Origin of the sequence: Pseudonocardia hierapolitana (assembly GCF_007994075.1) — a bacterium.
Classification (GTDB): domain Bacteria; phylum Actinomycetota; class Actinomycetes; order Mycobacteriales; family Pseudonocardiaceae; genus Pseudonocardia; species Pseudonocardia hierapolitana.
In genome coordinates this window covers 3,599,155-3,624,924 of the sequence record NZ_VIWU01000001.1, presented here as the reverse complement: position 1 = coordinate 3,624,924, position 25,770 = coordinate 3,599,155, and the positions used below count along the sequence as shown (strand labels likewise).

Below are 25,770 nucleotides of genomic sequence, written 5' to 3'. Positions count from 1 at the left end.
CTCCTTGTCTGATTGCCTTCGCTTCGCTCCGGCGGCTCGCGGGCCTTCGAGGCGCCGCCTTGCTCCTCCGGTGCTCGGTCGCTCGTTCCTCGCTCCCTGCGCGCCTCCCCCGCAGGACAGCGCCGGCCCGCTCGCGTTCATCGGCCTCCACTCCGAACTGGCAGATCCGCGGCGAGCCCGTAGACCCGCTGGGCGGTACCCGCGAGGATCTTGCCCTGCTCCGCGTCGGTCAGCTCACCGAGGAGCACGGCCATGACCTCCCAGGTACCGGTGTAGCCCGCCGTGAGCAACGTCATCGGCCAGTCGCTGCCCCACATCAGCCGGTCTGGGCCGAACAGCTCCAGCGCCGCCTCCCACGACGGGCGGATACCGGCGGCCGTGAACGGCTCGCCGCGCACCTGCAGGCCCGACACCTTCGCCACGGTGTTCGGCCGGGCGGCCACCGCGGCGAACGCCTCACGCCAATCGGGGAAGTCCCACCTCCCGTGCGGAGGCTTGCCGAGGTGGTCGAGCACGACCGTGAGCTCGGGCAGCGCTCCGGCCAGCTCCGCGGTGGCGGTGAGGTGACGGGGCCAGGCGTCCGGCACGTCGTAGGGCAGGCCGCGCTCGGCGAGCAGCCCGAGCGACGTGCGCACGGCCGGCAGCGCGAGGAAGTCGTCGCGAGGGTCGTCGTGCACCAGGTGGCGAACCCCGCGGAACGCCGGGTCGGCGGCGAACCGGTCGAGCTGGGCGGCGGCGACGGCCGGGTCGTCCAGCTGCACCCAGCCGACGACCCCGGCCACCCAGTCGTGCTCGGCCGCGACCTCGAGCATGAACTCGGTGTCGGCGACCGAGTCATCGGCCTGTACGAGCACCGCCCGCTCCACGCCGACCGCGGCCAGCTCGCCGTGTGCTCGCTCCGCGGTGATCGTGGTGTGCAGCGGGCCGTGCTCGGGGGTGATCCACTGGTACGCGCTGCGCTGCAGGTCCCAGAGGTGCAGGTGGACGTCTATCACGGCAGGAACCCCTCGACCGCGAGCTGCTCCCACAGTTCCTCGGGGATCGGCTCGCCGATCCGGGCCACGTTCTGCTCGATGTGCGCGGGTTCGGTGGCTCCCAGCACGACCGAGCGGACCACCGGCTCGCGCAGCGGGAACTGCAGCGCTGCGGCCGGGAGCTCGACCCCGTACTTCCCGCACACCATCGCGAGCCGCTGCGCCTTCTCGACGACCTCGGCCGGGGCGTCGCCGTACTCGTAGCGCGCACCGGGTCCCGGCGTCGAGGTCGCGAGCAACCCGGAGTTGAAGGCGCCCGCGACCGCGATGCCGATCCCGCGCTCCCGGCACTCCGGGATCAGCTCGGGCGCGGCGGGCTGCTCGAGCAGCGTGTACCGGCCGGCGACCATCAGCAGGTCGAGATCGCCCGCGCGCACGCCGGCCAGGTGGGCCGCCACCGACTTGGACCCGATCCCCACCGCGCGCACGAGACCTTCCTCGCGCAGCGCGACGAGGGCGGGCACGGCGGTCGCGACCGACGCCTCCATGTCCGGGTACTCGTCGGGATCGTGCAGGAACAGCACGTCGACGCGGTCGAGGCCGAGCCGCTCGAGGGACTCGTCCAGGCTGCGGCGCACGCAACCGGCCGAGGCGTCCCACACCCGGCGGACGTCGGCGGGCACCACGAACCCGCCTTCCTCGTCCGACTCATCTGATGTTTCGGGGCTCGGCTCCAGCCGCCGGCCCACCTTGGTGGAGACGACGAACTCGTCGCGCGGCTTGGTGGCGAGGAACGCGCCGAGCCGGCGCTCGGCGAGCCCGAGCCCGTAGTGGGGTGCCGTGTCGAAGTAGCGGATGCCCGCGTCCCAGGCCGCCTGCAGCACGGCGTGCGCCTGCTCGTCGGACATCTCCGTGAAGAGGTTGCCGAGGTTGGCCCCGCCGAAGCCGAGCTTCCCGAGCGGGGGCATGCGGTCAGGCATCGCGCACCACCGTGTACCCGGCGAGGGAGGCGGCGTGCATCTCGGTGCCCGCGCCGGGCTCGGTGGGCGTCCGGTACCGGCCGCCGGTCACCTGGACGGGTGTGACGAAGTGCTCGTGGAGGTGGTCCACGAACTCGATCATGCGCCCGTCGAGCCGCCCCGACACGGCGACGTAGTCGAACATCGCCAGGTGCTGCACCGCCTCGCAGAGCCCCACACCGCCTGCGTGGGGGCAGACCGGCACCCCGAACTTGGCCGCGAGCAGCAGCATCGCGACGTTCTCGTTGACGCCGGCCACGCGCGTGGCGTCGATCTGGAGCACCTGCAGCGCGTCGTGGGCGAGGAACTGCTTGGCCATCACCCGGTTGGCCATGTGCTCGCCGGTGGCCACCGGAATGGGCGCGATGCCCCGGGCGATGGCGGCGTGCCCGAGCACGTCGTCCGGGCTGGTGGGTTCCTCCACCCATGCGAGGTCGAAGCTCGCCAGCTCCTTGATCCACGCGATGGCGTCGGAGACGTCCCAGCGTTGGTTGGCGTCCACGGCGATCCGGATGTCGGGTCCGACGGCCTCGCGGGCGATCCGCAGCCTGCGCACGTCGTCGGCGAGGTCACCGCCGACCTTGAGCTTGATCTGGTCGAACCCCTCGTCGACCGCCTCCCGGCACAGCCGCGCCAGCTTCTCGTCGTCGTAGCCGAGCCAGCCGGGGGTGGTGGTGTAGGCGGGATAGCCCTCGCGCAGGAGCCGCTCCTGCCGCTCGGCGCGGCCCGGCTCGGCGGCGCGCAGGATCTGCAGCGCCTCCTCGGGGGTGAGCGCATCGGTGAGGTAGCGGAAGTCGACGAGGTCGACCAGCTGCTCGGGCGTCATCGCGGCCAGGACCTGCCACAGCGGGCGGCCCTCCCGCTTGGCCCGCAGGTCCCACAGCGCGTTGACGACCGCGCCGATCGCCATGTGCATGACGCCCTTCTCCGGGCCCAGCCAGCGCAGCTGCGAGTCGTGCACCAGCTCGCGCCAGGTGTCGCCCATCCCGCCGAGCAGCGGCTCGACGTCCTTGCCGACGAGGTGGCCGGAGAGGGCCTCGATCGCGGCGACCTGCACGTCGTTGCCCCGGCCGATGGTGAAGACGAACCCGTGTCCGGAGTCGCCTGCGTCCGTGACGATCCGGACGTACGCGGCGGAGTAGTCGGGGTCGGGGTTCATCGCGTCCGACCCGTCGAGCTGGAGCGAGGTCGGGAACCGCACGTCCGCGGTCTCCAGGGCGGTGATGCGGCTCACGCGCAGTCCTTTCTGCCGATGCGGGGCTCACCGTAGACATCGGATGTCTACCGGTCAAGCAACGAGTTCCGTGGCACGGCTGAGCAGCCCGGGGTGCCGTCCTGTCCCTCGACCGGGGAGTACCCGCGGGACCCGGGGTCGGCACTGCGCGTCGGGCCGATCGCCACCGGTCTGCGGCCGGCATCGGTCGATCACAGCGGCGGCGGAAGGTAGGTTCCCTAGCGGACATCAGATCTTTTGCTACCTCGACGTCTTGGAGCCGCGATGAAGCTCGCTCGACTCGGACCTGCCGGAGCCGAGATCCCCGCACTCGTCACCGACACCGCGACCTACGACCTGCGCGGGCTCGCCCGCGACATCGACGCCGGCTTCCTCGCCCGCGACGGAGTGGCCGAAGTGCGCGCGGCCGCGGACGCGGGCTCGCTCCCGGTGCTGGAGGGGGCGGCGGACCTGCGCGTCGGCTCGCCCGTCGCCCGTCCCGGAGCGGTGATCTGCATCGGGATGAACTACGCGGCGCACGCCGCCGAGTCCGGCGCGGCGCCGCCGGAGCACCCGGTGGTCTTCTTCAAGACGCCGAACACGGTGGGCGGCCCGAACGACGACGTCGCCATGCCGCGCAGCGAGAACGCCAAGGTCGACTGGGAGGTCGAGCTCGGCGTCGTGATCGGAAGCACCGCCGCCTACCTCGATTCGCCCGAGCAGAGCCTCGCCCACGTGGCCGGCTTCGTGGTGGCCGACGACCTGTCGGAGCGCTACGCCCAGATCGAGGTCTCGGGCGGTCAGTGGAGCAAGGGCAAGTGCGCACCCGGGTTCTGCCCGACGGGGCCGTGGCTCGTGACGCCCGACGAGGTGGATCACGGCAACCTGCGCCTGCGCAGCTGGGTGAACGGCGACCCGCGCCAGGACTCCACCACGAAGGACATGATCTTCGACGTCGAGTTCATCGTCTGGCACCTGTCGCAGTACATGACGCTCGAGCCGGGCGACCTGGTGATCACCGGCACCCCGCAGGGCGTCGCCCTCTCCGGGCGGTTCCCGTTCCTGAAGGCGGGCGACGTGGTGGAGATCGAGATCGAGGGCCTCGGCCGCCAGCGCCACACGTTCGTGGAGGGTCGCTGATGGCGGGGGAGTTCGACGGGCTGGTCGCGGCCGTCACGGGCGGGGCGTCGGGGATCGGCGCGGCGATCGCGCAGCGGCTGATGGCCGACGGCGCCCGCGTCGCCGTGCTGGACCGGGACGTGAGCAACCCGCCGGAAGGCGCGCTCGCCGTGCAGGCCGACGTCAGCGACGACGCCTCGGTGCGGGCCGCCGTGGATCGCGTGCTGCAGGAGTGGGACCGCCTCGACGTGCTGGTGAACAACGCCGGCATCGGGGCGCAGGGCACCGTCGCGGACAACTCCGACGACGAGTGGCTCCAAGTGCTGAACGTCAACCTGCTGGGGATGGTCCGCACCGCCCGGGCGGCGCTGCCCGCGTTGCGGAGGTCCCCGTCCGCCGCGATCGTCAACACCGGCTCGATCGCCGCCACCGCGGGCATCCCGCAGCGGGCCGTCTACAGCGCGAGCAAGGGTGCCGTGCACGCCCTCACCAGGGCGATGGCCGCCGACCACCTCGCCGAGGGCATCCGGGTCTGCGCCGTCGCGCCGGGCACCGCCGACACCCCCTGGATCGGGCGGCTGCTGGAGCGCGCCGACGACCCGGCTGCGGAGCGGGCTGCTCTGGAGGCACGCCAGCCGCACGGGCGGCTCGTGTCGGCCGAGGAGGTGGCCGGCGCGGTGGCCTACCTGGCGAGCCCGCGCTCGACCTCGACCACCGGCATCGTGCTCGCCGTGGACGGCGGGATGCAGGAGCTGCGCCTCAGGCCGAGGTCGTAGCCGGCTCCCGCACCCCTCCTCCGCCCGTGCTCAGGCCGTGGCGTTCAGGCCTCCGCCCACGATCTCCGCGGGGTGGAGCCCGGACGCCCCGGTCAGCAGCCGGGCGAGCCGGCGGGCGAGCGCGTCGGTGCTGAAGTGCTCCTCGGCGATCTTCTCGTTGTGGTCGAGCAGGGCGGGGTCGGGCTCGGCCAACCACGCCGCCAGCCGCGCCGGGTCGTCGACGGGGAACCAGCGGAAGCCGAACGCCCGTAGTTCCGCCGCGACGGGGAAGTCGGCCACGACGATGGGCCTGCGGTGCAGGGCCGCCTCGATCATGGGGAGCCCGAACCCCTCCCACGACGACGGCAGCACGACCGCATCGCACGCGGCGTAGGCGGCCGCCATGTCCACCCCGTCGGGCAGCCTGCGGCGAACCGGCACCCGGGCGCGCTCCAGCAGGCGCTCCAGCTCGCCCGCGTAGCCGTCCTCCGCGGGACCGGTGAGCCAGAAGGTGGCGCCGAGCGTCTCGGCGATCGCGAGGCCGACGTCGACGTTCTTGCGGGGGATCGCCCGCGTCGGCTGCAGGATCAGCAGCTCGGCACCGACACCGAGGGCGGCGCGGACCGGGTCCCGTGCCTCCGGGCGGCGCTCCTCGGAGAAGCCGTGGTAGATCGTGGTGGCCGCGATCCCGCGGCGGGCCGCGAGCTCGGCCCGGGCGAGCTCGTTGACGGTGACGTGCCGCCACCCCGGGTCGTCCGGCGGCCACGTGGTGATGCCGGCGTAGCGCTCGCGTTCCCACGGCAGGTCGTGGTGGCGCAGCACCGCAGTCCGTCCGCGCAGGTACTCGGCCACCGCCTCGCCCGCCGCGATGTTCATCGGCAACGAACAGATGTTGTCGGCGATCACGACGTCGGCGTCGTCCAGCGCAGCGGCCAGCTCGTGCCGCGACGGCGGGTTCGCCGCGTCGAGAGCGAGGCCGGGCACCGTCACGTCCGGATCACCGTCCCCTGCGACCGTACGCACCCGCATGCCGAGCAGTTGCAGTGCACCGGCCCATTGGGCCGCCGTGACCGACACGCCGTCGGCCGTACCCAGGCGGTAGGAGACGATCGCCGCCCGTTTCCCGAACAGGTTCGCCATCATCTGATCGTCTCCGTCCTCCGTCACAACCACGTGTACGTGCGGTTGCGTGCGCATGCGCGCGGGGCATATCAGGTCCGGGGCAGCCTTCCCATCAGGTAGAACTCCGGGTTCGGGCGCAGCGCCGTGAGGTGTGCGAGCCGGTTGGACATCGCGAACAGCGCCGTGATGGCACCGACGTCCCAGATCTCCTCGTCGGTCAGCCCGGCCGCCCGCGCGTCGTCCAGCTCGGCCTCGGTGAGGGCGGCGGAGTCGGTGGCGACCAGCAGCGCGAGATCGACGATCGCCCGTTCACGCCTGCTCAGCTCGACGCCCCACGGGTTGCTCGCCACCCGGTCGGCGATCTCCGGGTCCTTCGTGCGGACACGCAGGATCGCCCCGTGGGCCACGATGCAGTAGGTGCAGTGGTTCGCACCCGACGTCGCGACGACCACCAGCTCCCGCTCGGCGCGGCTCAACCCGTCGTCGGAGTCCATCAACGCGTCGTGGTAGTCCAGGAATGCCCGCAGCTCCGCCGGCCTGCGCGCGAGCGCGCGGAACACATTCGGCACGAAGCCCGACTTCTCGGCGATGACGCCGACCCGCGCGCGCAGGTCGTCGGGCATGTCCTCCAGCTCGACGTGGCCGAACCGGCTCACGGGGACCGCTTCTGTCATACCCCGAAGCTAACCCGCCGGGCTTTCCTCTCATAGCGCTCGACTCGGGCTCTCCGAACCGGGACCATGCGGACATGGCCGTGCCCGAGGAGATCCGCATGCGCCTGTCGCACTGGTGCGCCGCGCGTGTCCCCGCCGGGGAGCGCGACCACCGCCAGATCGCCTACACCATCCACGGTGACGCGATCACGATCCAGGAGCGCAGGCCGCCCGCCTACCCGGAGCTCGGTCCCGCCTGGTCGGCCACCCCCGTGGCCCGCCTGCTCCGCCGGCCCGACGGGTGGCTGCTGGAGCGCCCTGCCGGCCGCGGCGAGTGGCGGCACGACACGACCGGGAGTGATCCGATCGCGCTGCTGGAGAGCGTGCGCGCCTAGGAGCGCCCTGAACAGGATCCTCCTAGCCGGCCTGGCCGACGGGTGCCGCCGCCCGGGCCGACGAGCCGCCGTTGAACGGCACGACCCGCCCACCGGCGGCGCGGCCCTGGATCACCAGTGCCGACGCGCGCTGCAGCACGCTCAGCAGCGTGGGGCTGTCGGCCCGCGCATCCCCCGGCCCGCTGACGGCGACGATCCGCGGGGCCACGGCGCTGAGCAGCAAGCGCTCCACGCCGAGCCCGCTCGCGCCCACCACGAGCACGACGTCGGCGCTGTCGGGCGGGGGAAGCGTGGAGAGCAGCGGCTCCACCGGCACGAACGACACGAACCCGAGCGCGGCTGGTGCGGTCTCGGCGAGCGCCGCCCAGGCCACGGCGAGGCGCGGGGCGCCCTCCTCGAGGCGCTGCAGCAGGAGCACGCGCATCTGATCGTCGCGCTGCTCCCGCCGAGCGGCGCCGAGTGCGTCGAGGGCGGCCGCGTAGCCGGCGGCGTCGCGCTCGCGCAACGCGACGACCGCCTGTTCGTGCTCGGGCGCCGTGGCGGTGGCCGGGCTGAGCACGGCCAGCGCGTCGGCCAGCGCGTCGAGCCGCCGGGCGGCGTCGACACCCGAGCCGTGCACGGCGAACTCCAGGATGCCGGTCGCGACCTGCTGGGCGGCATCGACGTCGGGGACCGACAGCGGCGAGTCGGCCGCGAGGAACAACACGTCGTGGCGGAGGGCGCCCACCGAACGGGCCGCCGTGGCGATCCTGCCCAGTCCGTCGTTGATCTCGGCCAGCTCGATCTCGTCGGCCGGGATGGGTACCCCGAGCTCGGCGCAGGCGGCGTCGATGCGGGCCTGGCGCTCGACCAGCTCGAGGTACTCGAGCACCCGGTCGATGTCCTCTTCGTTCTCGGGCTGCCGCGACCCGATCCGCGCCACGTCGAGCACCGGCTGGACGTCGCGCTGGGCCGCGGGCCGGAAGTACGAGCGCGAACGGCCGCCCGCGGCGAGGAACTCGCGGTACCGGGTGAGGACCTCCACCACGCCCGGCGGAGGGGCCGCCGTGAACGACACCGGCGGGGCGGAGCGGGTGCGGTCGAGAACGGCGACGACCTCGGCGGTGTCCTCGTGCATCCGGTCGAACGTGGCCCGGTGCTGCCCGTAGATCAGTTCGGACAGCAGCTGCCACGCCCACGCGTGCTCGGCGCGGGACGGCATGGCGGCCAGCGAGCGCTCGACGCACTCGGCCACGGACGTGACGGCGGCGCGGCGGTCCTCGTCGAGGTCGGCGAGGAGGGTGGGCAGCACCCACTCGCCGTCTCCCGCGGCCTCGGAGCCCGCGGCGAGCGCGCACAGCTGCGCGACCTCTCCGGCGTCCGGGACGGCCGACTCCGGCGGGAGGAGCTGGTCACCGCGCGCCCTGCGCTCCGGCGTGGACGTGGCGAGCAGCCGGCGGAGCTCGCGCAGCTCCGCGGGCGGGAGCCCGGGCAGGTGGGGCAGGGCGCGGTCGACCGCCTCGGGCGGCAATGCTGCGCGGACGGCGGCGAGCTCGGCGGGCACCGCCCCCGTGACGACGACCCGCCGCCCGTCGGCGAGCAGCGCGGCGACGGCCCGCGCGGTGGCGGGCACGTCGAAGTCCTCGAGGACGACCAGCGTGTTGTCCCGGACCGCCGAGACCAGCGACGCCGCGTCCTCCACCGGTCTGCGGGGCGGAGGGGGGAGCTCGGCGACGGAGGCGGCGAGCGCCTCGGCGAGTCGGCGCACCCCCGGCGGCGGGTTGCCCACCGCGATCGCATGGTGGATCTGCGTCTGCGCGTCGGTCGTGGACTGGTCCGATCCCGCCGCCGCCAGACGGTCGACGAAGACGGCGAGGTCGTCGTCCTCGCCGTTCCGGTTCGCCGTTCCGACTTCGAGCACGTGGTCACCTCCGCTTCCACCGCTCGGGCGGTGGTCACCCCTCGTATCGCCGGCGCCGTTCGACTGTTGCACCGGGGAAACCGGGGCGACAGCGTTCCGCCGTCGCGTAGCGCCAGAACGGCCGCTCGCGGCGGCGTCCGGCCACCCGATCGGGGAGGCAGGCGAGTCGATCAACCGAGCGGTGACGACGAGAACGATTAAGACACCTGAACGGTGCGAGATCACTCGACGAGCGGGCGTTGCCGTGCGGTGAACGGTGGGTTACGTCAGGATGACTCGCCGAGCGGGGGCCGCGTGCGGAGGTGGACCGCCGCGAGACACGCGATGGTGACCGGGATCCACGCGAACTGGGCCCAGTAGAAGAACGGCATCCCGGCGAGGCGCGGCTCGACGGAGTTGAACCACGGGGTCACGAGCGTGAGGAACGGCACGAGCAGGAGCAGATGCCATCGACCCACGCCGGTCATCGTAAGCCGCAGCGGAGGAACGGCCCGTCCGTCCCGGGGATCGCAGGCGAACGGGCCGTTCCGCAGGAGCGGGTCGGGCTACGCGCCGAGGCGGAGCTTGAGGGCCTCCAGCTCGTCGCGCATCGACGTGGGCAGGCGGTCGCCGATCTTCTCGAACCACTCCTCGATGAGCGGGATCTCCGCCTTCCACTCCTCGGTGTCGACCGCGAGCGCCGCTTCGATGTCGGCGACGGGCACGTCGAGGCCGTCGAGGTCCAGCGCGTCGGCGGCGGGGACGTAGCCGATGGCGGTCTCGGTGGCCGGTGCCGTGCCCTCGATCCGCTCGATCGCCCACTTCAGCACGCGCGAGTTCTCGCCGAAGCCCGGCCACAGGAAGCGGCCGTCCTCGCCGCGGCGGAACCAGTTGACGTAGAAGATCCGGGGCAGCTTGTCGGCGTCGGCGCCCTTGCCGACGTTCACCCAGTGCTGGAAGTAGTCGCCCGCGTTGTAGCCGAGGAAGGGCAGCATCGCCATCGGGTCGCGCCGCACCTGGCCCTTCCCGCCCTTGGCCGCGGCCGTCATCTCGCTCGACATGGTGGCGCCCATGAAGGTGCCGTGCTGCCAGTCACGCGACTCGGTGATCAGCGGGACCGTGGTCTTGCGGCGGCCCCCGAAGAGGATCGCCGAGATCGGCACGCCCTGCGGGTCGTTCCACTCCGGCGCCACCACGGGGCACTGCGCGATCGGCGTGGTGTAGCGCGAGTTGGGGTGGGCGGCCGGCTTGTCCGAGTCCGGGGTCCAGTCCTCGCCCAGCCACGACGTCAGGTGCTGCGGCTCGCCCTCGAGCCCCTCCCACCACACGTCGCCGTCGTCGGTGAGCGCGACGTTGGTGAAGAGCGAGTTGCCCTTTTCGATCGTGCGCATCGCATTCGGATTGGTCTTCCAGTTCGTTCCCGGAGCCACCCCGAAGAAGCCGAACTCGGGGTTCACCGCGTAGAGGCGACCGTCCTCACCGAAACGCATCCACGCGATGTCGTCACCGATCGTCTCGGCGCGCCAACCGGGCACGGTCGGCTGCAACATGGCCAGGTTGGTCTTGCCGCACGCCGACGGGAACGCCGCCGCCACGTAGTACGCCTTCTCCTCCGGCGAGATCAATTTGAGGATCAGCATGTGCTCGGCGAGCCAGCCCTCGTCGTGCGCGATCGCGGATGCGATCCGCAGCGCGTAGCACTTCTTGCCCAGCAGGGCGTTGCCGCCGTAGCCGGAGCCGAAGCTCCAGATCTCGCGGGTCTCCGGGAAGTGGCTGATGTACTTCGTGTCGTTGCACGGCCACGGCACGTCCTCCTGGCCGGGCTCGAGCGGAGCGCCCACGGAGTGCAGGCCCTTCACGAACGAGCCGCCGCGGTCGGCGAAGAGCGGCAGCACGGACGCACCCATCCGCGTCATGATCCGCATGGAGACGACCACGTACTCGGAGTCGGTGATCTCGACGCCGAGCATGGGGATCTCCGCATCGGTCGGGCCCATGCAGAACGGGATGACGTACATCGTCCGGCCGCGCATGCACCCGCGGTAGAGATCCGTCATCGTGCTCTTCATCTCGGCCGGGTCCATCCAGTTGTTGGTGGGGCCCGCACCGTCCCGCTCGGCGCTGCAGATGAAGGTGCGCTCCTCGACACGCGCGACGTCGTCGGGGTCGGAGGCGGCCCAGAACGAATTCGGTTTCTTCGACTCGTTGAGCTTCACGAAGGTGCCCGCCTCGACGAGCTGCGCCGTCATGCGGTCCCACTCCGCGTCGGACCCGTCGCACCACACGACCCGGTCCGGCGTGGTGAGGTCCGCGACCTCGCGCACCCAGGACAGCAGCTCAGCGTTCGCGGTGGGCGCCCCGTCGATCCCCGACACGGTCATCGCAGTCATATCGTCCTCGCTCCTCGCCGGCTCCCCGGTCCTGGAAATGCTGCGCACACCCGACCCTGATTCGGGTGGGTGTGCTCTGGAGAGATGGGTATCGACGGTACCTGTGAGCACCTATTCCGTGCACGACGAGTGGCTGTCGGCTCACTCACAGGACCGATCAGGTAATCGATTCAGAAGAATCGAAAGCGCTTTCCCTCCGATTCAGCTCCCATGACACGGGTGGACGGGTAGTTCATGCCGATCCGGGTACCCCTACCTGTGAGCGCCCACACCTCGCGAGCACCCCACGGCCGTGGACTGTGCCGCTGCGGGCGCGTACGCTCTTGAACACGTTCAAAAGTTCGGGGAGGGCCCGATGGAGTCCGAGATGACCCAGTACGTCGTGTTGCTCGCAGTGTCGGTGGGGCTGACCTTCCTCGTGGGCCAGCTCCTCATCAGGGCGGGCGAGCCGTTCCTGCAGGAGGTGTTCCACGACGAGAAGGTCACCCGGTCGGTCAACCTGCTGCTGTCGGTGCTGTTCCACCTGGTCACACTGGGTGTGTTGGCGATCATCTCGGTGAGCGACGTCGTCGGCGACAACTCGGTGCAGACCTTCGTCGTCAAGCTCGGCGTCGTGCTGTTGACGCTCGGCATCGCCTACGGGATCTCGATGCTCGTCCTGATCCGCGTGCGGGAGCGCAGGCGTGCGGCCGACATCTCCGAGCAGGTCCAGGAGCGGCTGGCCGACCGCGGGATCAACACCGTGCACACCCCGCCGGCGGGTGAGCACGGCCATCTGTGACGACCACTCGCGGGAGCACCCGCGACGCCATCGTCAGCGCCGCGCTCGAGCTGTTCCGGGAGCGCGGCTTCGACGGCACCACGATGCGTGCCGTCGCCGAGCGTGCCGGCGTGTCCGTCGGCAACGCCTACTACTACTTCTCCTCGAAGGACGAGCTGGTCCAGGGCTTCTACGACCAGCTCGTCGCGGAGCACCGCGCGCTCGCGCTGCCCGAGCTGGCCCGGCACACCGATCTCGCGGAGCGGCTCGGCGCCGCGCTCCACTGCTGGGTCACGGTGGCCGAGCCGTACCGGGAGTTCGCGGGCCGCTTCTTCGCGGTGGCCGCCCAGCCCGGCAACCCGCTGTCGCCGTTCAGCGCTGAGGCCGGTCCCGCACGCGCCGCCGCGGTGGATCTCTACCGGGAGGTGCTCGCAGGCGCCCGGGTCGACCCCGACCCAGAGCTGGCGCGCGAGCTCCCCGAGCTGCTGTGGCTGCAGCACCTGGGGATCGTGCTGTTCTGGGTGCACGACCGCTCCGACGGCGCCGCCCGCACGCGCCTGCTCGTCGACCGCACCGTGCCGATGGTCGCGCGGCTCGTCCGGCTCTCGCGGATGCCGGTGCTGCGCCCGCTCGGCCGCCAGGTCGTCGACCTGGTCCGGCTGTTGCGCGACCGGCACTGAGGTGCGGCTGCCATCGCCCTGCCTGATCGTGCTGGCGGGCCCGGTCGCGTCCGGCAAGTCGACGTGGGCCGCGGAGCACTTCCCACCGGACGCGGTGGTCTCCAGCGACCGCCTCCGGGCGCTGGTCGGGGCGGGGGAGGACGACATCGCGGCCAGCGCCGACGCGCTCGCCCTCCTCGACGAGGTCGTCGCCCGGCGCGCCGCACGCCGGTTGACCACGGTCGTCGACTCCACCGGGCTCGATGCGTCGAAGCGCGCGACCTGGCTGGGCCTCGCCCGCCGGCACGGCCTGGCGTGCGTCGCCGTCGTGTTCGACACCCCGGCGGGCGTCTGCAGGGCCCGCAACCGCGCCCGCGCACGACCGGTGCCGGCCGGCGTGCTGACCGCGCAGCTCAAGGCGTGGCCTGCGGTGCGAGAGGCGCTGGCAGGCGAAGGGTTCGACGAGGTGCTCGCACCGGAGCCGGTCCGGGTGGTGCCGCAGGCGTTCCTGGGCTCGGCCACGGCGGCGGACCGCCAGCGGGAAGCGCCCGTCGGGCTGCGGTTCGCGCTGCACCTCGGTGAGTTCCGCGGCGGGGCCGCCGGGCTCCGGCACCGGCTGCGCGAGATCGCGATCACGGCCGAGTCCGCCGGCTTCGACGCCGTCTACGTGATGGACCACTTCCGGCAGATCCCGCAGCTCGGCCGGGCGTGGGAGGACTTCCCCGAGAGCTTCACCACCCTCGCGTGGCTCGCCGCGTGCACCGAACGGGTCCGGCTCGGCACCCTCGTCACCGCCGTGACGCACCGCAACGTCGGCCACCTCGCCAAGATCGTCGCCACGCTCGACGTGCTGAGCGGTGGCCGCGCGATCTGCGGCCTCGGGCTGGGCTGGTTCGAGGCCGAGCACCGCGCCTACGGGTTCACCTTCCCGCCGCTCGCCGAGCGGTACGCCCTGCTCGAGGACGCGCTCGCGGCGCTGCCGGTGCTGTGGGGGCCTGGCGGGAAGGCCTTCCGCGGGCGGGTGCTCGACCTGCCCGACACCTCCGGCTACCCCCGGCCGCTCCAGGAGCACGTGCCGATCGTGCTCGGCGGTGGGGGCGAGCGGCGCACGCTGCCGCTCGCCGCCCGCTACGCCGACGTCGCCAACGTGCTGGGTGACCTGCCCTCCGTCGCGCGCAAGGCCGCGGTGCTGCGCGAACACTGCGCCCGCACCGGCCGCGACGTCGAGCTGTCGCACCTCACCACCGCCCTCGTCGGCAGGGACCCCGCCGAGGTGGTCGCCCTCGTCGAGTCGCACCGGCCACGGGCCGTCGACGCAGGCCGGTACGCCGAGCAGGTGCACGCCGGCACCGTGGCCGATCACGTCGGACGGTTCCGCGAGCTCGCCGAGATCGGGGTCACCGAGGTCGCGGTTCGCCTGCCCGACCTGCGCGACCCGTCCCCCGTGTCGCGGATGGCCGAGGTCATCGCGGCGTTCAGGGGATGAGCACCATGCGCCCCCGCAACCCGCCGCCTGCCACCTTCCGGTAGGCGGCAGGGGCCTCGTCGAGCGCGTGCACGCCCGCCACCCGCGCGCTGATCACCCCGACCTCGGCCAGGCAGGCGAGCCGGCGCAGCCGGTCACAGTCGGCGCTGACGAGCACGGTGTGCACCCGGATCCCGCGCAAGGGCGCAGGGGGCGGGGTCGCCACGAGATGCGCGAACGCGCCCCCGTTGCGCACGGTCTCCTGCGCGGCGATCCCGACGAGCGCGGCGTCGACGACGCCGTCCACGCCACCCGGCACGAGCTCGCGCACGGCGGTCGGCAGATCGGCGCCGCGGGGCACCACGTGCCGCGCCCCCAGCTCGCGTACCAGCGGTTCGTCGGCCGGGGCGGCGACCGCTATGACGTCCAGGCCGAGATGGCGGGCGAGCTGCACGGCGAACCCGCCGACCGCACCGGCCGCACCCGTGACGAGCAGCGTGGCCCCGGGCGGGAGCGCCAGCAGGTCGAGCGCCTGGTCGGCGGTGAGGGCGTTCAGGGGGATCGTCGACGCCGCCACCGGGTCGAGGCCGCGCGGGGCGGGCGCGACCGCGGTCGCATCGAGCACGACCTGCTCCGCGTGTGTCTTGAGCGGCCTTCCGAGCAGGTCGGCCAGGCCGACCACGGCGGTGCCGATCTGCAGGTCCACGCCGGGCCCGACCGCGTCGACCGTGCCGGCCACGTCCCACCCCAGCCCGAACTGCTCGCGCGGCGCGGTGAGCCCGATCTGCACCAGCGCACCGCTCGCGACGGCCACGTCGACTGGGTTCACCGCGGCCGCGGCCACCGCGATCCGGACGTGTCCCGGCCCGGGCACCGGAACCGGGGTGTCGATCAGTTCGATCGCGTCGGGGCCGTCGAGCCGCCGCGCCACCAGCGCACGCATGTCCTTGCTCCTCCTCGGTTCGATGAGCCGGAAACCACCATCGGAGAGTTACTCTTCATCGGGAAGAAGGCACCTGGAGGTGCGTATCGCACATCGAGGAGAGAGATGACCACGCGCACCGCGAGCGAGCGCCGCGCGGAGGCGGCGCAGCGGTACGACGCCTACCTCGCGGCCTGCCCCACCCGGCAGCTGCTGGACCGGATCAGCGACAAGTGGGTCACGCTGGTGTTGTCGGCGCTGGCGGGCGGGCCGCAGCGGTACTCGGACCTGAGCAGGCGCATCGCGGGCGTCAGCCAGAAGATGCTCACCCAGACCCTGCGCTCGCTCGAGCGGGACGGGCTGGTCAGCCGGGCCGTCACCCCGTCGGTGCCGGTGCGGGTCGACTACGCGCTCACCCCGCTCGGCAGCACGCTCATGCCGCTGCTCGCCCACATCAAGGAGTGGGCCGAGCACCACATGGACGAGGTGGCGGCGGCGCGCACCGGGTACGACGGGGCTAGCGGTTCCGCAGCCCCGTGAACACCGTCAGTGCGACGAGAACGAGCACGGCGGTGCCGGTCAGCGCGGTGATCCCCACCGCACCGGTGAACGCGGCCTGCGCGGAGGACAGCAGCTCGCCCGCCGGCGCGCCGGTGAGCCGTTGCGCGACGCCGACCGCCCCGCCCAGCGTCTCGCGCGCCGTCGCGGCGTAGGTCGGCCCCACGCTGCTCGGCACGTCCACGCCGGCGCGGTACGCCGCCGAGAGCACGCTGCCGAGGACCGCCGTGCCGAGCACGGCGCCGATCTCGTAGGCCGTCTCGGACACGGCCGACGCCGAGCCGGCGCGATCGGCGGGAGCCGCGGTGAGGATCGCGTCGTTCGTGACCGTCTCCGACAGGCCGATCCCGGCTCCGACCAGCACGCTCGCCGCCAGCAACACGGCGACCGACGAGCCTGCGCCCATGAGCGTGCACAGCAGGTACCCCGACGCCGCCAGCAACAGCCCGGCGGGCACCAGCGCACGCAGCGGGTACCTCCGGCCCAACCGCGCGGCCGTCAGGCCTGCGAGCATCGTCACGACGAAGCCGGGCAGCAGCACGAGACCGGCGTCCATCGGCGACAGACCCTGCACGAGCACGAGGTACTGCGCCGAGAAGAACAGCAGGCCGGTGAGGGCGAACATCGTGGTGGCGTTGGCGAGCGCCGAGAGCCGCAGCACCGGCGAGGCGAAGAGCGTGACGTCGAGCAGCGGCTCCTCGCCCGCGGCCCGCCGCGCCTCTGCGCGCCGCACGAACAGCACGCCCGCGACGACGGCGACCAGCAGCGCCAGCGCGGCCGTCGCGGTGACCCCGTCGTGCGCAACGATCTTCACGGCCAGCACCGCCGGCGCCATCGCGAGCAACGAGAGCACCACGCCGAGCGGGTCGAACCGGCCGGGGTTAGCCATGCGCGACTCCGGGAGCAACGCCGGGCCGAGCACGAGCAGCACCAGCATCACCGGCACGTTGACCAGGAACACCGAGCCCCACCAGAAGTGCTGCAGGAGCAGCCCGCCCACGATCGGGCCGAGCGCCGAACCGGCGGCGAACCCGGTGGCCCACACGGCCACGGCGAACCGGCGCTGGGCGCGATCCCGGAAGATCGTGCGCAGCAGCGCGAGGGTGGCGGGCATCAGCATGGCGCCGAAGAACCCGAGCAGCGCGCGGGCCGCCACCAGGTGCGTCGCGTCCGTCGCGAAGGCCGCGATGAGCGAGACGGCGCCGAAGCCCGCCACGCCGACCATCAGCGTGCGACGCCGGCCGACCCGGTCGCCGAGCGTGCCCATGGTCACGAGGAGGCCGGCCAGGACGAGCGGGTAGACGTCCACCAGCCACAGCAGCTGCGCCGCCGACGGCGACAGCGCCGTGCTGATCGCCGGCAGGGCGAATCCCAGCACGGTGTTGTCGATCGTGACGAGCAGCGTGGGCAGGAGCAGCACGGCCAGTGCTGCCCACTCACGGCGGCCGGCGAGAGCAGAGCGGGGAGCGGTGACGGTCAACGGTCTTCCTCGGGAGTAGCGGATCCTCGACTGTACCGTCTAGACGGTTTAGAGTGCCTGGTCATTCCCGTCACGCCGGACCGCCTAGACTCGCCGGGTGCCGAGCGCCCGCGACCGTGTGCTGGACGCCTACGAGACCCTGCTGATCGAGCACGGCGGTGCGGCCATCACGCTGGACGCCGTCGTCGCGGCCGCGGGCGTCTCCAAGGGCGGGCTGCTCTACCACTTCGCGTCGAAGGAGGCGCTCGCCGCCGGCCTGCTCGACCGGCTGCGGGAGCGCAGCGCGGCCGACGCCGAGGCGATCCGCAGCGCACCCGACGGCGCCGTCGCCTACTACGTCCGCACGTCGGCGCCCGGCGGAGCCTCACCCGGCGGCCTCACCCGCACCTACCTCGCCGTCCTCCGGCTCGCCGACAGCACCGCGGCCGGGAAGGCCGTCCGGGACGCGCTCGCGCGGGTCGACGCCGACGGCTACGCGGCGCTGCTGGACGAACTCCACGACCCGGTGCTCGCCTGGCTCGCGCAGCTCGTGGGCGACGGTCTCTACCTGCGCACGCTCACCGGCACGCCGCTGCCCCCGGACCTGGGCGTGGACGACCTCCTGGACCGGATGCGCCAGTACGTGCCCCGGCAGGCGTAGCTCGAGCCGGGGGCCGCGCCACCGGCTAGCGCGGGGCCAGTCGCGGCACCACCGGGCGCAGCCAGGGCAGGTTCACGCTCTCCTGCACCGCGCGGGCGAAGAGCCACAGCTGCACCCGCTCGCGGTCCAGTCCCGCGAGGTCGGCCATCCGGCGGGCGAGCCCCCGCGGGTCGGCGACCAGCCGGTCGCGGCAGTTGAGCATGTGCTGCAGGACGTCGTAGGCCGGGTCGCCGACGTACGGCTTGGGGTCGATGATCAGCCACGGCTCCCGCTGTGCCGCGAGCACGTTCTCCGCGTGCAGGTCGGTGACCAGCAGCCGCTGCGGGACGTCCTCCCGGGGCAGGCCGCGGAAGAGCTCCACACCCGCGCGGGCCAGTCCCGGGTCGAGCGCATCGGGCTCGTCGGCGAGGTCGTCGGAGAACTCGTCGGCCCACCAGTCGCACATGCGGACGAGCGGGCGGAACGGGTGCCCGGCGGGCGGCTCGCGCCACAGCCGCCGCAGCAGGCCGGCCACGACCTCGTCCTGCTCCGGCTCGGCGAGCGCGCTCTTGCAGGTGGTGCCGGGCTCGCAGCGCTCCAGCAGCAGCGCGGTGGTGGGGCCGTCGACGTGCACCTCGAACACCTGCACGGCGCCATGGCCCGCCCAGACCCGCAACCCCTCGGCCTCGTCCCGGCCCTCCTCGTGCGTCCAGCCGACCTTCAGCACGAGGTCACGCCCCGCACCGTCGCGGGCGGGCGCCACCCAGGACACCTGGCCGCCGGGCTGGAACGGTGCCCCGACGTCGAGGGACCACCGCTCGGCCAGCCGACCGACGATCTCCGGCAGCCGCTCGACCCACACCTTGCGCTCGGGCGAGTCGTCCTCGGCGACGGACTCGACCAGGTTGGTGGGGAGCGGGAAGGAGGCCACGAGATCCATCCTCCCGGCGATGCCGATCAGATTGCCGGAGAAGACCTGATCCGCCTGCCGCCGGGTGTGCCGCCTCAGCGACCGGCGACCATCGCCTCCCTGGCGATCACCGGGAGCGGGATGGGCAGCCGGTGGACCGTGACGTTCCAGTAGCGGACCTCGGGATCGCCCGCCCGCCACGCGTTGGCCAGGCGGGTGGTGGCATCGGCGTCCGTACGGCGACGCGGGCGCGGGCGCATGCCACAGCGCCTGCGCACCTCACGGTCCAGCGCCCGCCATGCATCGTCGGCGGTGCTGTGCACGCTGACGGTGGCTGGCTCGTCCGCGTCCCCGACGAGCAGGGTGTATGCGCTCACGACCTCGAACGACACTCCTCGCCCCTTCCCGGTCCAGCGACCCGGCGACGACGTCGGCGCTCTGTCGAAGTAGTCAACGGCAAACACTGGCCGTGAGGTGCCGATTGGCCCGGCGACGCGCCGACCGGTTCGCCGACCGGGGTCGAACGGCCGATCGAGCTGTGACGCACGACACCTCCGATCGGATGAACTGCGCGACGGCCGTTCGGCGATTCGCCCCTAGCGGCCGAGCGACACCGAGGACATGTTGAACTCCGGCACCCGGGCGGGCGGCATGGCCGTGCGCGTGAACCAGTCCTTCCACTCGCGCGGGATCGTGCGCTCGGTGGCGCCGACCTCGGTGGCTCGCCGCAGCACGTCGAGGGGCGAGTAGTTGAAGCGGAAGTTGTGGTCGACCTCGCCCACGACCTCGCCGCCCTCCACGAGGTAGACGCCGTCGCGGGTGAGCCCCGTGAGGAGCAGGGTGGTCGGGTCGACCTCCCGGATGTACCAGAGGCAGGTGAGCAGCAGGCCGCGCTCGGTGCGGGCGACGAGATCGGAGATCGAGTCCGCCGAGCCCCCGGTGAGGAGCAGGTTCTCCCCGGCAGGTGTGAATCGCGTGCCGAACTCCACCGCCTCGGCGCGGGAGTAGACGAGGTCGCCGATCGTGCCCTCGCTGACCCACTCCGCGCGCCGGGTGGGCGCGCCGTTGTCGAAGACCGAGATGCCCTCGCCGGAGCGGGAGGCCGTGAGGAACGGCTCGTACTCCAGGCCCGGCGCGGCCGGGTCGCTGGCGAGCGTGAGCGGCAGCGCGGTGAGCTTCTCGCCCACCCGCGGCCCGTCGGGCCCTGCCAGCGCGCTGCGTCCCTCCTGCGCGGGGCGGCCCTCCATGGACCAGGCGAGGTACACCATCAGGTCCGCGACGGCCGACGGCGGCAGCAGGGTCTCGTACCGGCCGGCCGGCAGCGTGACGCGCCGGTTGCCCCAGGTCAGCCGCCGGTCGGCCTCGGCGGCCAGCGCGAGCACGTCGACGTCGGTGAAGTCGGCCGTTGAGGCCCCGGTCCACGCCGAGCCGTTCAGGTCCTTGGTCTTGGCGTTCAGCTCAACCGAGCCGGTGGGCTGCACCCAGCGCCTGCGGATCCCGGTGGACGTGCCGAGCCACACCGTGGAGAGCTCGTGGGATGCGAAGCCGTACTGGCGGTGCGGCCCCGCGAGCACCTCGGCCAGCCCGTCGGCGAACCCGCCGAACACCCCGATCGAGGTCTCGACGGCGGGCTCGTCCCACGACGGGTCGTCGGTGTCCGGCCCCAGCAGCGGCGCCGCGTCCTTCGCGGGCCCTGCGTCCCGCGCCGCGGCCTCTGCGGCGCGCACCAGCTGCTCCACCTGGGCGCTGTCGGTGATCGCGACGCTCGAGCTCACGACGCCGGCCGCGGTGCCGCCCTCGACCGCGACGAACGCGATCACCGTGGTGCGCCGGGACGTGGTGTGCCCGTTCGTCGTCATCGTCGAGTTGGCCCACCGCAGCGCGGCCTCGCTCGACTCGCGCACGAGCACGGCACACCCGTGCAGGTGCCGCGCCGCGGCGAGGGTGCGTTCGACGACCTCCTGGGCTCTCACCGGCCCTCCTCCTGCGTGTTCAGCACGTTGACGCCGCGGAACCGGGCCGCCGGGCACCCGTGGCTCACCGCCGCGACCTGCCCCGGCTGGGCCTTCCCGCAGTTCATCGCGCCCTGCAGCTGCCAGGTCGACGGTCCGCCGACGGCGTCCATCGAGCCCCAGAAGTCGGTGGTGGTGGCCTGGTAGGCGACGTCGCGCAGCTGCCCGGCGAGCTTCCCGCCCTCGATGCGGTAGAAGCGCTGGCCGGTGAACTGGAAGTTGTAGCGCTGCATGTCGATCGACCACGACTTGTCGCCCACGACGTAGATGCCGCGGTCGACGCCGGCGATCAGCTCGTCCACGCTCGTGTCCCGCTCGGGGTCCGGCCGCAGGGACACGTTCGCCATCCGCTGGATCGGCACGTGGTGGGGCGAGTCGGCGAACGCGCACCCGTTGCTGCGCTCGAGCCCCAGCCGCGGCGCGAACGTGCGGTCCAGCTGGTAGCCGACCAGCACCCCGTCGCGGACGAGGTCCCACTCCGTGGTGGCCACGCCGTCGTCGTCGTAGCCGATGGTGGCGAGGCCGTGGGGCACCGTCCGGTCGCCGGTGACGTGCATGAGCTGCGAGCCGTAGCGCAGCCGCCCGAGCTGGTCGGGCGTGGCGAAGCTGGTGCCCGCGTACGCCGCCTCGTACCCGATGGCGCGGTCGTACTCCGTGGCGTGGCCCACCGACTCGTGGATGGTGAGCCACAGGTTCGTCGGGTCGATCACCAGGTCGTAGGCGCCCGCCGCCACCGACGGCGCCTTCACCTTCTCGGCGAGCAGCTCGGGCATCCGGGCGAGCTCGTCGTCGAAGTCCCAGCCCGTGCCCGTGAGGTACTCCCAGCCACGGCCGGCGGGCGGGGCCAGCGAGGCCATCGTCTCGAAGCCGCCCGCCGCCCGGTCGACGGCGGTGGCGACGACCGACGGCCCGATCCGCACCCGCTGCTGGACGGTGCTCGTGCCCGCCGTGTCGGCGTAGAACTTGTTCTCCCGCACCTGCGAGACGGCCGCGTGCACGTGGTCGACACCGTCGGAGGCGAGCAGCCGTCCCGACCACTCCGCGAGCAGCGCGACCTTCTCCCGCACGGGCACGGTGAACGGGTCGACGTCGTACGCCGACACCCATTCCGCGCCCGCGTACACCGGCTCGTCGGCGCGCACGACCCGCTCCACCGCCACCGGCGCGAGCGTGCGGGCCACGTCGACCGCGCGTGCGGCGGTGGCAGCGGCGCGCTCGGGCGTGAGCTCGACGTGGGATGCGAAGCCCCACACCCCGTCGACGATCACGCGCACGGCGAGGCCGATGGTCGTGGTGTCGCTGACACCGGTGACGGATCCGTCCCGCAGGTCGATCCCCTGGGACTGGATCCGCTCGACGCGCAGGTCGGCGTGCTGGGCACCGAGCTCACGCGCACGGCTCAGCGCGGCGTCGGCCAGCGCGGACAGCGGGAGCGCACGGAACTCCGGGTCGATGCGATCGGCGGGCACATGACCAACCTACTGATCTCCCGGATCGTCGGGATCCACGAACCCGCCGTCCACCGCCTGCTCCCGGACGACGGCATCCGGCCCGATCCGCAGCACCTGGTCGGCGAAGCGGTCACCGTCGATGTCGATCGCGACCACGAGATCGATCCCGTCGACGGTGACGAGCGTGTCCGGCCTGCCGTCGCCGTCGGTGTCGAATCCCGTGCCGACGTCGAAGGCCTCGTCCGGCACCCGGCCCGGCTCATCCACGGCTGCCTGCCCTGTCGGGGGCGAGCGAGGCCAGCTCGCGGTCGACGGCGGCGCGCCGGCGCAGCACGGCGGCGTCCAGCGCGGCGGAGGCGTCGAGCTCGAGCTCGACGAGCCTGCGGTCCAGGTCGGCCTCGATCGCCGCGGCCGCCGCGCCGATGATCTGCTCGACCCTTCGCTGCAGGCGGTCGCGTTCGGCGGCGGTACGCCGGGCGCGGGCGGCGACGACGAGCGCCGTGAGCCCCACGCCCACGGCGAGCGGTGCGAGCGCCGGACCACCGAGCGCAGGCAACCCGGCAAGCGGCAGGGCGGCGAGGGGGAGCAGGGCGAGCCGCCCGAGCGCCGCTGCATCGACCATCCCCGCGAGGAGCGTGCGATCCGGCGTCGCCGGTCCCGGGGGCGGCGGCGGACCGGGCGGGCGGGGTGCAGGCATGCGGGGCCTGCCGGGTTCGAGTGCCAGCCCGCGCTCGGTGGCGATCCGCCGCAGCGGAGGGCCCAGCTCGGCCGCCCAGCGGGCCGCGGTGGCCGCCGCGATCGTGCCGACGGCGGCCGTGACGTGCTCGGGCAGCCGATCGCGCGCGGCCCGGTCGCCGCGCCGGACGTGCTCGGCCGCCTCGCGGCGCAGGCCCGCCAACGAGGCGGACGCGTCGCGCGCGGCGGAGAGCCTGCTCAGGGCGAGGCAGCTGCGCAGCTCGCCACGATGACCACCGGCCAGCCGCTCTCGCAGCTCCCGCAGCTCGCGGCGGCGGGCCAGGACGGCGTCGGCGTAGCGGTCCGGCATGGCAGCAGCCTGTCAGCACGCCGCGTCGCAGAGGGCCCGATCGGGCCGGAACGTGTGCGGGTGCGAACGATCAGGGGCCGCAGTCGACCCGAACCCGGTGCTCGGTGAACCGGTCGATCCACGCCGACTTGATCGTGCGCAGCGGGAAGCGGTTGAGCCGGTACACCACCGCGCGATCGGTCCGGTCGACCGTGACGAGGTGCGCCTGCTCCAGGATCTCCAGGTGCTTGACCGCTGCCTGCCGGGAGACGTTCAGGCCCGCGGTGAGCTGGGCCTGACGCTGACCGTCCTTGTCGAGCAACCTATCGAGGAGCCTGCGCCGCGTCACGTCGCTGAGCGCGAAGAAGACCCGGCTCTCCTGCCCTGTGGTACCCAGCTCGGTCTCGGTGTCCACCTACACCCCTGCCTCGGTAGCGCCGCCGCCGAGGCTATCGATCGTTCAACGATCTGACAAGAGTTCGATCCTCTACTCGGCTGCTTCTGCTTCGGCCACGAGGCGCGCGTACCGCGTTCCCGCGGCGAGCAGGACGAGGCCCGCGCCGAGGAAGGCCGCCACGCGGGCCAGCCCGTCGAGTGCCACGAGGTCGAACAGCACGAGCTTCGCCACCGCGCTCCCCACCAGCACCATCCCGGCGATCCGCAGGGCAGGCCTGCGGATCCCCCTGGCGAGCAGGACGAGCGCCACCACCGTCCACGACACGGTGACGAGCGCGTGGCCCGCCGTGAACCCTCCACGGTCGTCGGACACGAGCAGGGCGAGCGTGACCACGAGCGACGTCACGCCGTAGAGGCCCACGACGCCCGCCGGCACCCACAGCGGGGCGGACGCCGGGTCCGGGCGCACCAGTCCGATCCGGACACCGGCCACCAGCGCCGCCACCGCGAACACCAGCACAAGGGCCGACACCGCGGTCCCGACGAGGAGCGGGCCGCCGGCGAACGCGGGATGGCGGACGAGGCGCTCGAGCGGCGCGTCGCGGCCGAGCGCGATCAGCACGGCGATCGCGCCGTAGGTCGTGCCGATCGCGAGCGGCAGGCGGGCCCGCAGCTGCGCCGCCAGCACCGTGGCGACGATCGCCTGGCCGAACAGCACGACGGTGGCCGTGGATCCCTCGAGCGCGAGGAACGTGGCCTGGAACAGCCCCACCGCGGCCGCGGCGACGGCCACGACCCTGATCGCACGCGGGGTGCCCGGCACCGCCGCGAAGGCGGCGAGCGCGACCACCGCCACGGCGACGAGGGCGGCGCCGTCCCATCCGCCCCACGCGGCCGACGTCGCGAGGACCGCCACCGGCGCCGCGGCCACCAACGCTCCTACCGGGCCGGCCGGCAACAGCCGGGCCGCAGGCAACGCGGAGGCGAGCCCCGCGACGAGCGCCCCGATCGCAACGGCGACCGTGGGCACGCGTTCCGCGACGTCCGCCAGGCCGCCCACGGCTGCGCCGTACACCGCAGGGCCCGCCGCCGCCACGAGCGCGAGCACCGGCCAGCGCCGCCGCAGCACCACCGGCAACGTCGCGAGCTGCAGCGCCAGCACGAGCGCGACGAGCAGCCAGCCCCACGCGAGGACGGGCGCGAGCGCCGCGGCACCCACCACCACGCCACCGCCGAGCACCTGCGCGCGCCACCGGTCGGCGAGCCCGAGCCCGCACGCCGCGACCAGCAGAGCCAGCAGCAGTGCTGGCGTCGGCGCGAGGAGTTCGTACCGGGCGGTGGCGGCCGCGACCGTGAGGTAGAGCGTCGCGAAGCCGGTGCCGGCCAGTGCGAGCGCACCGACGCGGGCGTCCGTCCTGCGATGCAGGCGCAGCGCGACACCGATCAGCGCGGCGCCGAGCACCACCCCGCTCGTCACCCGGCCCATCGGGCTGAACCAGTCCCGGGACGCCGCCAACGCGAGGAGCAGGACGACGCCGAGCAGCGTCACGCCGCCGCCGGTCCAGGCGAGCACGCGAGCACCCGACATCTGCGAGCGCCGACGGGGCGCCCGCGGCCCGCCCCCGGGGGCCGCGGGCGCCTGGGAATGTGTTCGAGAAGCGCGGAGCGGGCCGCCGAGGGCAGCGGGGACCTGCTGGTTCACCGGCGCCTGCGGCCCACACGGGGGCTTCTCGGACACATTCTGCGGCCCGCCCGTCCCCCACGGGCCGGGCCATCCCTGGGCGACCGGCGCGGCGGCGACCGCGGCGGACGGCACGGACCAGCCAGGTGCTCCGGGGAACCCCTCCGTCCCCGGAGTACCCGCCCGCTCCGCGGCACGCAGCCGCAGCAACTCGGCGCCGAGCCCGTCGAGCCGCCTGCTCAGCAGGTTCAGCTCGGCCGCCATCGCCGCGTACGGATCGGTGCCCATGCCGAGAAGCATTCGCGCTCGGGCTA

At 73.3% G+C, this 25,770-nt stretch carries 26 protein-coding genes; 8 read left to right on the top strand and 18 right to left on the bottom strand.

The genetic code is table 11. The features are described from left to right. Window positions 1-137: 137 nt before the first annotated feature. The 3 genes from FHX44_RS17315 to FHX44_RS17305 are packed head-to-tail and all read right to left on the bottom strand — an operon-like array spanning window position 138 to window position 3,227. Window positions 138-995: an amidohydrolase family protein gene (locus FHX44_RS17315; RefSeq protein ID WP_147256737.1), complete on the bottom strand. Its 858-nt coding sequence runs from the start codon at window positions 993-995 to the stop codon at window positions 138-140. Beyond that, window positions 992-1,954: an aldo/keto reductase gene (locus FHX44_RS17310; RefSeq protein ID WP_246170448.1), complete on the bottom strand. Its 963-nt coding sequence runs from the start codon at window positions 1,952-1,954 to the stop codon at window positions 992-994. The genes FHX44_RS17315 and FHX44_RS17310 overlap by 4 nt, the downstream gene beginning before the upstream one ends. Further along, window positions 1,947-3,227 carry an L-fuconate dehydratase gene (locus tag FHX44_RS17305; RefSeq protein WP_147256736.1) on the bottom strand — a complete coding sequence of 427 codons (1,281 nt, stop codon included), beginning with the start codon at window positions 3,225-3,227 and terminating at the stop codon, window positions 1,947-1,949. The genes FHX44_RS17310 and FHX44_RS17305 overlap by 8 nt, the downstream gene beginning before the upstream one ends. A 264-nt stretch (window positions 3,228-3,491) precedes the next feature. Here FHX44_RS17305 and FHX44_RS17300 point away from each other — a divergent pair, with 264 nt between their 5' ends. Then, window positions 3,492-4,346: a fumarylacetoacetate hydrolase family protein gene (locus tag FHX44_RS17300; protein ID WP_147256735.1), complete on the top strand. Its 855-nt coding sequence runs from the start codon at window positions 3,492-3,494 to the stop codon at window positions 4,344-4,346. Next, window positions 4,346-5,101 (top strand): SDR family NAD(P)-dependent oxidoreductase, encoded by a 756-nt coding sequence (locus FHX44_RS17295; protein ID WP_147256734.1) that lies wholly within the window; start codon window positions 4,346-4,348, stop codon window positions 5,099-5,101. Before FHX44_RS17300 ends, FHX44_RS17295 begins: the two co-directional genes overlap by 1 nt. A gap of 30 nt (window positions 5,102-5,131) precedes the next feature. Here the strand turns inward: FHX44_RS17295 and FHX44_RS17290 are convergent, their stop codons facing one another. Both FHX44_RS17290 and FHX44_RS17285 read right to left on the bottom strand, forming a co-directional pair. Next, window positions 5,132-6,220, bottom strand: a complete 1,089-nt coding sequence (locus FHX44_RS17290; protein WP_170308939.1) for a glycosyltransferase — start codon at window positions 6,218-6,220, stop codon at window positions 5,132-5,134. Between the two features lie 71 nt (window positions 6,221-6,291). Continuing rightward, window positions 6,292-6,876 (bottom strand): peroxidase-related enzyme, encoded by a 585-nt coding sequence (locus tag FHX44_RS17285; RefSeq protein ID WP_147256732.1) that lies wholly within the window; start codon window positions 6,874-6,876, stop codon window positions 6,292-6,294. A 74-nt stretch (window positions 6,877-6,950) separates the two neighbouring features. Here FHX44_RS17285 and FHX44_RS17280 point away from each other — a divergent pair, with 74 nt between their 5' ends. Then, window positions 6,951-7,250 (top strand): DUF3024 domain-containing protein, encoded by a 300-nt coding sequence (locus FHX44_RS17280; RefSeq protein WP_147256731.1) that lies wholly within the window; start codon window positions 6,951-6,953, stop codon window positions 7,248-7,250. Between the two features lie 22 nt (window positions 7,251-7,272). Here FHX44_RS17280 and FHX44_RS17275 read toward each other — a convergent pair whose 3' ends face one another. From FHX44_RS17275 to FHX44_RS17265, 3 genes are all read right to left on the bottom strand, one after another. Then, a complete protein-coding gene (locus FHX44_RS17275) occupies window positions 7,273-9,150 on the bottom strand; it encodes a hypothetical protein (protein ID WP_147256730.1) in 1,878 nt (625 codons plus the stop codon). A gap of 266 nt (window positions 9,151-9,416) precedes the next feature. Next, on the bottom strand, window positions 9,417-9,608 hold the full coding sequence (locus tag FHX44_RS17270; RefSeq protein ID WP_246170447.1) for a DUF3311 domain-containing protein: 192 nt from the start codon (window positions 9,606-9,608) through the stop codon (window positions 9,417-9,419). 87 nt (window positions 9,609-9,695) lie between these two features. Continuing rightward, window positions 9,696-11,519 (bottom strand): phosphoenolpyruvate carboxykinase (GTP), encoded by a 1,824-nt coding sequence (locus FHX44_RS17265; protein WP_147256728.1) that lies wholly within the window; start codon window positions 11,517-11,519, stop codon window positions 9,696-9,698. A gap of 355 nt (window positions 11,520-11,874) precedes the next feature. Here FHX44_RS17265 and FHX44_RS17260 point away from each other — a divergent pair, with 355 nt between their 5' ends. Genes FHX44_RS17260 through FHX44_RS17250 form a run of 3 tightly spaced genes read left to right on the top strand, consistent with a single transcriptional unit; the run spans window position 11,875 to window position 14,424 of the window. After that, window positions 11,875-12,300: a hypothetical protein gene (locus tag FHX44_RS17260; protein WP_246170446.1), complete on the top strand. Its 426-nt coding sequence runs from the start codon at window positions 11,875-11,877 to the stop codon at window positions 12,298-12,300. After that, window positions 12,297-12,959, top strand: coding sequence for a TetR/AcrR family transcriptional regulator (locus FHX44_RS17255; RefSeq protein WP_147256727.1), 663 nt, complete (start codon window positions 12,297-12,299; stop codon window positions 12,957-12,959). Before FHX44_RS17260 ends, FHX44_RS17255 begins: the two co-directional genes overlap by 4 nt. Before the next feature lies 1 nt (window position 12,960). Next, window positions 12,961-14,424, top strand: coding sequence for a TIGR03560 family F420-dependent LLM class oxidoreductase (locus tag FHX44_RS17250; protein ID WP_212612522.1), 1,464 nt, complete (start codon window positions 12,961-12,963; stop codon window positions 14,422-14,424). On the opposite strand, the gene FHX44_RS17245 is transcribed toward FHX44_RS17250, so the two are convergent. Next, window positions 14,414-15,346, bottom strand: coding sequence for an NADP-dependent oxidoreductase (locus tag FHX44_RS17245; protein ID WP_147256726.1), 933 nt, complete (start codon window positions 15,344-15,346; stop codon window positions 14,414-14,416). The two genes, FHX44_RS17250 and FHX44_RS17245, sit on opposite strands and share 11 nt — an antisense overlap. 105 nt (window positions 15,347-15,451) lie before the next feature. On the opposite strand from FHX44_RS17245, the gene FHX44_RS17240 reads away from it, so the two are divergent. Continuing rightward, window positions 15,452-15,865 (top strand): winged helix-turn-helix transcriptional regulator, encoded by a 414-nt coding sequence (locus FHX44_RS17240; RefSeq protein ID WP_147256725.1) that lies wholly within the window; start codon window positions 15,452-15,454, stop codon window positions 15,863-15,865. Here the strand turns inward: FHX44_RS17240 and FHX44_RS17235 are convergent. Further along, window positions 15,843-17,363 (bottom strand): MFS transporter, encoded by a 1,521-nt coding sequence (locus FHX44_RS17235; RefSeq protein ID WP_147256724.1) that lies wholly within the window; start codon window positions 17,361-17,363, stop codon window positions 15,843-15,845. The two genes, FHX44_RS17240 and FHX44_RS17235, sit on opposite strands and share 23 nt — an antisense overlap. Before the next feature lie 97 nt (window positions 17,364-17,460). On the opposite strand from FHX44_RS17235, the gene FHX44_RS17230 reads away from it, so the two are divergent. After that, window positions 17,461-18,003, top strand: a complete 543-nt coding sequence (locus FHX44_RS17230; protein WP_147256723.1) for a TetR/AcrR family transcriptional regulator — start codon at window positions 17,461-17,463, stop codon at window positions 18,001-18,003. Window positions 18,004-18,028: 25 nt separating this feature from the next. Here FHX44_RS17230 and FHX44_RS17225 read toward each other — a convergent pair whose 3' ends face one another. The 8 genes from FHX44_RS17225 to FHX44_RS17190 form a co-directional block, all read right to left on the bottom strand. Beyond that, window positions 18,029-18,913, bottom strand: coding sequence for an aminoglycoside phosphotransferase family protein (locus FHX44_RS17225; protein ID WP_212612521.1), 885 nt, complete (start codon window positions 18,911-18,913; stop codon window positions 18,029-18,031). A gap of 74 nt (window positions 18,914-18,987) precedes the next feature. Beyond that, window positions 18,988-19,269 carry a hypothetical protein gene (locus tag FHX44_RS17220; protein ID WP_246170445.1) on the bottom strand — a complete coding sequence of 94 codons (282 nt, stop codon included), beginning with the start codon at window positions 19,267-19,269 and terminating at the stop codon, window positions 18,988-18,990. A gap of 219 nt (window positions 19,270-19,488) precedes the next feature. After that, window positions 19,489-20,865 carry a metallopeptidase TldD-related protein gene (locus tag FHX44_RS17215; protein WP_147256720.1) on the bottom strand — a complete coding sequence of 459 codons (1,377 nt, stop codon included), beginning with the start codon at window positions 20,863-20,865 and terminating at the stop codon, window positions 19,489-19,491. Beyond that, entirely contained in the window at window positions 20,862-22,373 is a 1,512-nt protein-coding gene (locus FHX44_RS17210; RefSeq protein WP_147256719.1) for a TldD/PmbA family protein, read from the bottom strand. Before FHX44_RS17210 ends, FHX44_RS17215 begins: the two co-directional genes overlap by 4 nt. A gap of 9 nt (window positions 22,374-22,382) precedes the next feature. Continuing rightward, entirely contained in the window at window positions 22,383-22,622 is a 240-nt protein-coding gene (locus tag FHX44_RS17205; RefSeq protein WP_147256718.1) for a hypothetical protein, read from the bottom strand. Beyond that, a complete protein-coding gene (locus FHX44_RS17200) occupies window positions 22,615-23,400 on the bottom strand; it encodes a hypothetical protein (protein ID WP_147256717.1) in 786 nt (261 codons plus the stop codon). Before FHX44_RS17200 ends, FHX44_RS17205 begins: the two co-directional genes overlap by 8 nt. 70 nt (window positions 23,401-23,470) lie before the next feature. Further along, on the bottom strand, window positions 23,471-23,794 hold the full coding sequence (locus FHX44_RS17195; RefSeq protein WP_147256716.1) for an ArsR/SmtB family transcription factor: 324 nt from the start codon (window positions 23,792-23,794) through the stop codon (window positions 23,471-23,473). Window positions 23,795-23,866: 72 nt separating this feature from the next. Beyond that, on the bottom strand, window positions 23,867-25,744 hold the full coding sequence (locus FHX44_RS17190; RefSeq protein WP_147256715.1) for a DUF2339 domain-containing protein: 1,878 nt from the start codon (window positions 25,742-25,744) through the stop codon (window positions 23,867-23,869). Between the last annotated feature and the right edge of the window lie 26 nt (window positions 25,745-25,770).

Excerpts from the sequence above, each read along its gene's own strand:
- FHX44_RS17295 (WP_147256734.1), top strand. The coding sequence starts at position 4,346 with ATGGCGGGGGAGTTCGACGGGCTGGTCGCGGCCGTCACGGGCGGGGCG.
- FHX44_RS17285 (WP_147256732.1), bottom strand. The coding sequence starts at position 6,876 with ATGACAGAAGCGGTCCCCGTGAGCCGGTTCGGCCACGTCGAGCTGGAG.
- FHX44_RS17300 (WP_147256735.1), top strand. The coding sequence starts at position 3,492 with ATGAAGCTCGCTCGACTCGGACCTGCCGGAGCCGAGATCCCCGCACTC.
- FHX44_RS17190 (WP_147256715.1), bottom strand. The coding sequence starts at position 25,744 with ATGGGCACCGATCCGTACGCGGCGATGGCGGCCGAGCTGAACCTGCTG.
- FHX44_RS17290 (WP_170308939.1), bottom strand. The coding sequence starts at position 6,220 with ATGGCGAACCTGTTCGGGAAACGGGCGGCGATCGTCTCCTACCGCCTG.
- FHX44_RS17240 (WP_147256725.1), top strand. The coding sequence starts at position 15,452 with ATGACCACGCGCACCGCGAGCGAGCGCCGCGCGGAGGCGGCGCAGCGG.
- FHX44_RS17200 (WP_147256717.1), bottom strand. The coding sequence starts at position 23,400 with ATGCCGGACCGCTACGCCGACGCCGTCCTGGCCCGCCGCCGCGAGCTG.
- FHX44_RS17260 (WP_246170446.1), top strand. The coding sequence starts at position 11,875 with ATGGAGTCCGAGATGACCCAGTACGTCGTGTTGCTCGCAGTGTCGGTG.
- FHX44_RS17245 (WP_147256726.1), bottom strand. The coding sequence starts at position 15,346 with ATGCGTGCGCTGGTGGCGCGGCGGCTCGACGGCCCCGACGCGATCGAA.
- FHX44_RS17280 (WP_147256731.1), top strand. The coding sequence starts at position 6,951 with ATGGCCGTGCCCGAGGAGATCCGCATGCGCCTGTCGCACTGGTGCGCC.
- FHX44_RS17310 (WP_246170448.1), bottom strand. The coding sequence starts at position 1,954 with ATGCCTGACCGCATGCCCCCGCTCGGGAAGCTCGGCTTCGGCGGGGCC.
- FHX44_RS17265 (WP_147256728.1), bottom strand. The coding sequence starts at position 11,519 with ATGACTGCGATGACCGTGTCGGGGATCGACGGGGCGCCCACCGCGAAC.